The sequence below is a fragment of the Azospirillum isscasi genome (genome assembly GCF_030849505.1).
GTDB lineage: Bacteria > Pseudomonadota > Alphaproteobacteria > Azospirillales > Azospirillaceae > Azospirillum > Azospirillum isscasi.
In genome coordinates, this window is sequence record NZ_JAUJFI010000227.1 from 1 (window position 1) to 6,989 (window position 6,989).

The 6,989-nt window shown below is 69.4% G+C and carries 6 protein-coding genes and 1 tRNA gene; all 7 read right to left on the bottom strand.

Features of this window, described 5'->3' with window-relative positions:
• The coding region (locus QSG27_RS26685; RefSeq protein ID WP_306711567.1) for a hypothetical protein at positions 1 to 1,176 on the bottom strand (1,176 nt) is incomplete at its 3' end.
• An 83-nt stretch (positions 1,177 to 1,259) separates the two neighbouring features.
• Positions 1,260 to 1,334: transfer RNA gene (locus QSG27_RS26690), tRNA-Thr, on the bottom strand.
• Positions 1,335 to 1,415: 81 nt separating this feature from the next.
• The gene (gene recQ / locus QSG27_RS26695; RefSeq protein ID WP_306711569.1) at positions 1,416 to 3,335 is read right to left on the bottom strand and encodes a DNA helicase RecQ; all 1,920 of its coding nucleotides are present in this window, start codon (positions 3,333 to 3,335) and stop codon (positions 1,416 to 1,418) included.
• Positions 3,336 to 3,775: 440 nt separating this feature from the next.
• Positions 3,776 to 4,219 carry a (deoxy)nucleoside triphosphate pyrophosphohydrolase gene (locus QSG27_RS26700; RefSeq protein ID WP_306711570.1) on the bottom strand — a complete coding sequence of 148 codons (444 nt, stop codon included), beginning with the start codon at positions 4,217 to 4,219 and terminating at the stop codon, positions 3,776 to 3,778.
• Complete coding sequence (locus QSG27_RS26705) at positions 4,219 to 4,752, bottom strand: GNAT family N-acetyltransferase (protein WP_306711572.1); 534 nt, start codon at positions 4,750 to 4,752, stop codon at positions 4,219 to 4,221. The genes QSG27_RS26700 and QSG27_RS26705 overlap by 1 nt, the downstream gene beginning before the upstream one ends.
• A gap of 16 nt (positions 4,753 to 4,768) precedes the next feature.
• Positions 4,769 to 6,007, bottom strand: a complete 1,239-nt coding sequence (argJ, locus tag QSG27_RS26710) for a bifunctional glutamate N-acetyltransferase/amino-acid acetyltransferase ArgJ (RefSeq protein ID WP_306711574.1) — start codon at positions 6,005 to 6,007, stop codon at positions 4,769 to 4,771.
• A gap of 139 nt (positions 6,008 to 6,146) precedes the next feature.
• Positions 6,147 to 6,989, bottom strand: an 843-nt coding sequence (locus QSG27_RS26715; protein ID WP_306711576.1) for a peptidylprolyl isomerase, incomplete at its 5' end; no start/stop codon positions are given.

The window sequence follows — 6,989 nt, forward strand, 5'->3', positions numbered from 1 at the left end:
GTGGCGCGACGCGGCGAGCCGCCGGGGCAGGGCGCCGGTGTGACCGGCGAAGACGGCGACGGCCCGGGGGGCGCGGTCGAACAGCGCCTCCAGCATGGCGAGGAAGGCGCCGTCCGCCTCGTCGTCCAGCCGGTTGCCGACCACCGCACAGACGAAGGCGTCCTCCTCCAGCCCGAAGGCGGCGCGCGACCCGGCCACCCGCGGTGCGGCGCCGGCCAGCGAGTGCAGGAAGCGGAAGGGCCGCCAGGACCGGGCCAGCGGGCCATCGGCAGGGGCGGCACCGCCACCGAAGTCCAGAACGATGTCGGCCAGCGACAGGGTGGCCCCGGTGGTGGTCGGGATGCACAGGGTGGGGCGCGTCCCGGCCATCAGGTCCGCCACGACGCTCGATCCGCCGAGCGACAGCACCGCGTCGGGATCGAGCGCCGCCATGGCCTCCATGAACCAGCCGATCTTGCCGGGGCTGACGCAGGGCTCGACCGAGGACAGCATCCGATAGGCCCGCCCGTCCACCTCGACCATCTGCTTTCCGGTAAAGGCGGTCTCCACCGACGCCGCGAAGGAGGGCACGAACAGGCTGTGGATATCGGACGGCATGATGTTGGTGTTGAGGATCACCACCTCCCGCCCGCAGCGGTCCTCCAGCAGGGCGGCGTAGGACAGCAGGTCCCGCGACGGCTGGTGGCGCAGCGACAGGAACTGGTTGGTCACCAGCACGACCCGCCCCGTGTCCGCTCCCCCGGCCCGGCGGGCGGGCGGGACGACGGCCTGACGGCGGCGGATCTCCGCCACGATGCGGCGGTAGAAGGGGAACTGCCGCTCTTCGAAGAAGCCGGGGCGGCTGGCCGGATTCATGCGCATCAGGAAGAGCTGGCGCCCGATGCAACAGTGGATGTGCAGCAGCCCTTCCAGCCTCGATTGCGCGAGGTTCCCCTCCAGCGTGTCCAGCAACTCGTCGTAATAGCGCAGATCGCCCGAGACGGCGGCCATGGCCGACAGCAGCAGGACGGTGTCCGCTCCCCGCGCCAGCCGGGGCAACTCCCGCGCCGCCCGCGCCCGCTCGGCCTTGGGGCGGTCGAGGAACGCCTCGCAGAGGGTTTCGATGGCCTTCAGGTCCTTCCCGTCGGTCACGGGCCGGCGCAACGCCGCGGCGAGGTCGGAGAGAGAGTCGGGCATCGGCCTTGCTGAAAAAGAGCGGCGCGATAAATTCTACCACAAATGGAAAGGCCCCGGAAGGTTTCCCTTCCAGGGCCTTAGAGTGGTGCCGCAACAGGGATTTGAACCCCGGACCTACTGATTACGAATCAGTTGCTCTACCCCTGAGCTATTGCGGCCTCGACGTCGCTGCGTCGTGGGCGCGGAAATTAACCGCGGGGGCGGACCGACGCAAGCGCTTTTTTGTACGGTCAGAGAAATTAGCCTTTCTGGCGGATGACGTCCAAAAAGGGGTCGGCATAACGTTCCAGCTTGCGGGCGCCGACGCCGGGCAGGCGGGCGAAGGCGGCGTGGTCCCTCGGGCGTGTGGCGACCATCTCCAGCAGCGTGCTGTCGTGGAAGATCACGTAGGGCGGCACCCCCTGCGCGCGGGCCAGCTCGGTGCGGCAGTCCTTCAGCGCGTGCCACAGCGCGTCGTCGGCGGGGGACAGGGCGCCGCGGGCGCCGGCGCGCGACACGCCCTCGCCGGACAGGCCGCCGGAGGTGGCGGAGCCGCCGCCGCGGGCGGTGTGACGGCGCAGCGCGTCATGGACGCCGCGGCGCTTTTCGGCGACGGGGTCCTTGCGCAGCTTCACCGTCTGCTGGCCCTTGATGACCGGGATGCCCGCGTCGGTCAGGCGGAAGCCGCCGTAACCCTCCAGATCGACCGTCAGATAGCCGCCGGCGACGAGCTGGCGGTAGACCGACTGCCATTCCGCCTTCGACAGCTCCTTGCCGCAGCCGAAGGTCTTCAGGGCGTCGTGCGCCTGCTGCGCCACCTTCTCCGTGGAATTGCCCAGAAGCACGTCGATCAGGTGCCCGGCGCCGTAGCGCTGGCCGGTGCGGTAGACCGCCGACAGGGCCTTCTGCGCAGCGACGGTGCCGTCCCAGGTTTCCACCGGCTCCAGGCAGGTGTCGCAGTTGCCGCAGGGGGCCGCCAGCGTCTCGCCGAAATAATTCAGCAGCACCTTGCGACGGCAGGCGGAGGTCTCGCAGAAGCCGAGCAGCGCTTCCAGCTTCGACCGCTCGACGCGGCGGTGGGAATCGCCGGCCTCCGACTGCTCCAGCATCTGGCGCAAGGACACGACGTCGGCCATGCCGTAGCTCATCCAGGCGTCGGCGGGCAGGCCGTCACGCCCGGCGCGGCCGGTTTCCTGGTAATAGGCTTCCAGGCTTTTGGGTGGGTCGAGGTGGCAGACGAAACGCACGTTCGGCTTGTCGATGCCCATGCCGAAGGCCACCGTCGCCACCATGACGATGCCCTCGCCCTTGATGAACAGGTCCTGGTTCGCCTCGCGCACCTCCGGCGGCAGGCCGGCGTGGTAGGGAAGCGCCTCCCGCCCCTGCTGGTTCAGCCAGTTGGCGGTGTCCTCCACCTTCGCCCGTGACATGCAATAGATGATGCCGGCATCCTCGGGGTGGTGCTCCCGCAGGAAGGCCAGCATCTGCTGACGCTCGCTCTTTTTCGGGACGACGCGGTAGGTGATGTTGGGCCGGTCGAAGCTGGACAGGAAGACGCGGGCCTCGGTCAGCCCCAGCTTGTCCTTGATCTCCGCGCGGGTCTGCGCGTCCGCCGTGGCGGTCAGCGCGACGCGCGGCACGGTCGGGTGCCGTTCGTGCAGAATGGAAAGCTGGAGATATTCGGGCCGGAAATCATGGCCCCACTGGCTGACGCAATGCGCCTCGTCCAGAGCGAAGAGGGCGAGCGTCGTGCGGTCCAGCAGGTCGAGGAAGCGCGGGGTGACCAGACGCTCCGGCGCCACATAGACGAGGTCGATCTCGCCGCGGACCATGGCGCGCTCGACCTCCCGCGCCTCGGCGGCGTCAAGGGAGGAGTTGAGGAAGGCCGCCCGCACGCCCAGTTCGCGGAGCGCCGTCACCTGATCCCGCATCAACGCGATCAGCGGCGAGACGACCACCGTCACGCCGTCCCGCACCAACGCCGGCACCTGATAGCACAGCGACTTGCCGCCGCCGGTGGGCATGAGGACGAGCGCGTCGCCGCCATGGATCACATGGGCGATGATGTCGGCCTGCTGCCCGCGGAAGGCGGAATAGCCGAAGACCGACCGCAGCACCTCCAGGGCGGGATCGGAAGACGGCTCCGCCGGGCGGGCCTTGAAAGTGAAGAGCGAGTCCACGCCGATGCGATTCAGATGCTGGTCCGTCTCTGGACGATTCAAAATCCGGTGGTCGGGTCAAAATCTGGTGGCCAGGATGCGATCCCGAACTCAACGGCTATGATGTGGCACAGATCGCCCGATTCGTGAAGACGCAATCCGGAATGGGTAGGGGGACAAGGGTGGCGCATCGCACGATGCGGGAAAGACTGTGGCGCCAATGCATCCGATCATGTGTAAAGTCAAAACGGCCAGTGGAACAGGCCCCCCGCCGTTTCAAAAGGAGAAAGAGGCATGCCGAAAATGCCCTTTTTCCTGGTGCTCCAGTGGTGGCGACGGCGGATCGAAATCCGCATCACCGTGCGCTGGGCACCAGGAGCGTGCCGGTGGGTGTTAGCAGCACCTGCCGGCCACTCCCGATAAGGCAGCGCAAATCCCCCGCGTTGCAAATCCCCAACCGGCTACAACAGGTCGCGCAGCATCGCCACCAGCGGCACGTCGGCGGGAGGCATCGGATAGTCGCCCATGCGGTTCGGGTAGACCCAGGCGAGCTTCTGCCCCTCCTGAGCCACCACGTCCCCCTCCCAGACGCGGCAGACGAACAGCGGCATCAGCAGGTGGAAGCTCTCGTAGCTGTGCGAGGCGAAGGTGAAGGGGGCGAGGCAACTCGCCGCCGTGTCGATGCCCAGCTCCTCCTTCAACTCGCGGACCAGCGCGGCTTCCGGCGTCTCGCCATCATCGACCTTGCCGCCGGGAAACTCCCACAGGCCGGCCAGAGACTTGCCGGGCGGGCGCTGGGCCAGCAGGACGCGGCCGTCGGCGTCCACCAGCGCCACCGCAACGACCAGCAGGGTCGGCAGGGAACCGGGGGCCGGGGTGGAGGAGGGATCGAAGCAGGCCGGCATCAAACGGGCTCCCGGGTAAGAAACCGCCAGCGTCCGGCGGTCAGTTCGTAATGGTCGGCATCGCCCTGCGGCGTGAAGCCCACCTTCTCCAGCACGCGGCGGGAGCGGTGGTTGTCCGGGGCGATCCGCGCCCACAGGCGGGGCAGGCCCAGCGCGAAGGCGGCGGGAACGATGGCCCGCAGCATCTCCGTGCCATAGCCGATCCCCTGGTGCGGCAGGCCGAGCCAATAGCCGACCTCGCCGTCCGCCAGGATCACGCCGACGCCGCCCACGGGCTGCCCATCGCCCGGCTGCCCATCCTCCCGGCGCACCGCCAGCAGGTCCAGCGAGGCGCGCTCCGCCCGGTTGCGGGCGGCCAGGGCGACCCAGGCGCGCCCGTCCTCCAGGCCATAGGGGTGGGGCACCCGGGCAAGCCAGCGCGCCACCTCCCACTCCCCGATCAGCGGGACGAAGCGCTCCGCATCCCCCGCGCGGAAGGGGCGGAGCGTCAGCCGCGCCGTGTCGAGGCGGTCGGGGAGGGGCGCGCCGGTCATGGCCTCAACGCCGGCTTCAGCTCCGGTAGGAGCCGTTGATGTCGATGTAGCCGTGGGTCAGGTCGCAGGTCCAGACGCGGGACTTGCCGCTGCCGATGCCCAGGTCGATGTGCACGTCGATCTCCTTGCCCTTCATGTGGGCGGCGACCGGCGCCTCGTCGTAACCCGGAACCTCCATACCCTCGGCGCAGATCAGCGTGCCGCCGATGGTGATCTTGATGAGGTCGCGGTCGGCCCGCTCGCCGGCCCGCCCGATGGCGGCGACGATGCGGCCCCAGTTGGCGTCCTCGCCGGCCAGGGCGGTCTTCACCAGCGGGGAGTTGGCGACGGTCAGGGCGATGCGCTTGGCGGCGGCGTCGCTCTCGGCGCCGACCAGCGTGATGGAGACGAACTTGGTCGCCCCCTCGCCGTCGCGCACGATCTGGAGCGCGAGGTCCAGCATCACCTCCTCCAGCGCCTTGCGGAACGCCGCCAGCTCCGGCGCCTGGGCGTCGGTCACCGGGGCGTTGCCGGCCTTGCCGGTGGCGAACAGCAGCAGCGTGTCGCTGGTCGAGGTGTCGCCGTCCACGGTGATGGCGTTGAAGCTGCGCTCCGTGAACTCCGACAGCATGGACTGCAGGGCCGGGGCGGCGATGGCCGCGTCGGTGAAAATGAAGCCCAGCATGGTCGCCATGTCCGGCGCGATCATGCCGGAACCCTTGGCGAAGCCGCTGATCGTCACCGTGGTGCCGCCGATGGAGACGGTCCGGGTCGAGCCCTTGGCGAAGGTGTCGGTGGTCATGATGGCCCGCGCGCCGGCCTCCAGCGACGCGGAGTCATCCTTCAGCCCGGCGACCATGCCCGGCAGAACCTTGGCGATGGCGTCGGGGGCCAGCGGGATGCCGATCACGCCGGTGGAGGCGACATAGACCTCGTCGGTGGCGCAGCCGGCAATTTCCGCCGCGGCCTGCACGGTCGCCTGGACGGTCGCGTCGCCGGCCTTGCCCGTGAAGGCGTTGGCGTTGCCGGCGTTGACCACCACGGCGCGGGCCGAACCCTTGGGCAGGCTGTCGCGGCACCAGATCACCGGGGCGGAGCAGGTCAGCGACCGGGTCAGCACGCCGGCCACCGTGGTGCCCGCGTCGAGCACGGCCAGCATCAGGTCGTCGCGGCCCTTGTATCGGATGCCGCTGTTGGCGGTGGCGATGCGGACACCCGCCACGGGCGGGAGCGTCGGGAAGCCGGCGGGTGCCAGGGGGGAGACGGTCGTGGCCATGGGGCGGGCTCGCGGTTCTAATGTGCGGGGATGTGGGGGGTGCTGGGGGTGCCGGGCGCTTGCCCCCTCCCTAACCCTCCCCTGCGTCAGCGGGGCAGGGGCGGGGCAAGGTCGGGGTGGGGGCGAGCGGCGCCGGACCTCAGTTCTTCTTCGGCTCTTCCGCCTTGGCCGGCTCTTCCTTCGGCATCGGCGAACCGTCGAGCTGGAAGGTCTCGACCTTGGCGACCTTGCGCAGATCGTCGATGACGGTCGTCACGATGTCCTTGCTGAGCTGCTGCTCGAGCTGCGGCTTCACCTCGTCCAGGGACGGCTGCGGCTGGGTGCGCTTGTCCTCGACCTTGATGATGTGCCAGCCGAACTGGGTCTTCACCGGCTCCTTGCTGATCTCGCCCTTCTGCATGGCGAAGGCGGCGTCGGCGAAGGGCTCGACCATCGTTTCCTTGGTGAAGTAGCCGAGGTCGCCGCCCTGCTCCGCCGCCACCGGGTCCTTCGATTTCTCCTTGGCGAGCTTGGCGAAATCGCCGCCCTTCTTGAGCTGGGCGATGATGGCCTTGGCCTCGTCCTCCTTCTCCACGAGGATGTGGCTGGCCTTCACCTCCTCCTGCGGCGGGTTCTGCTTCAGGAAGTCCTTGTACGCCTCGTCCAGCTTGGCCGGGGAGATGCGCGACTGCACTTCCTTCTGGATGTAGGCGCGCTGGACGGCGCGCTCCTCGGCGCGCTTGATCTCGTCCTTGACCTCCGGCGTGCCGGCGAGGTTGGCCTTGTAGCCGGCCTCCGCGACGAGCTTGGAGTTGACGAGCTGCTCGATCACCGCCGGGTAGATCATCTCCAGCGGCATCTGCTGCACCTGCGGCGGAAGCTGGGCGACCATGCGCTGGACGTCGGAGCGGCGGACCGCCTCGCCGTTGACGCGCGCCACCACCGGATCGGCTTCGGCCTGCGCCGGGGCGGCCTGGGCGGCGGGAGCGGGGGCGGCAGGGGC

What these genes read in the sequence shown, in the direction of transcription:
- QSG27_RS26705 (WP_306711572.1), bottom strand. Translation starts at nt 4,752, where the DNA reads ATGACCGGCGCGCCCCTCCCCGACCGCCTCGACACGGCGCGGCTGACG.
- argJ (WP_306711574.1), bottom strand. Translation starts at nt 6,007, where the DNA reads ATGGCCACGACCGTCTCCCCCCTGGCACCCGCCGGCTTCCCGACGCTC.
- QSG27_RS26700 (WP_306711570.1), bottom strand. Translation starts at nt 4,219, where the DNA reads ATGCCGGCCTGCTTCGATCCCTCCTCCACCCCGGCCCCCGGTTCCCTG.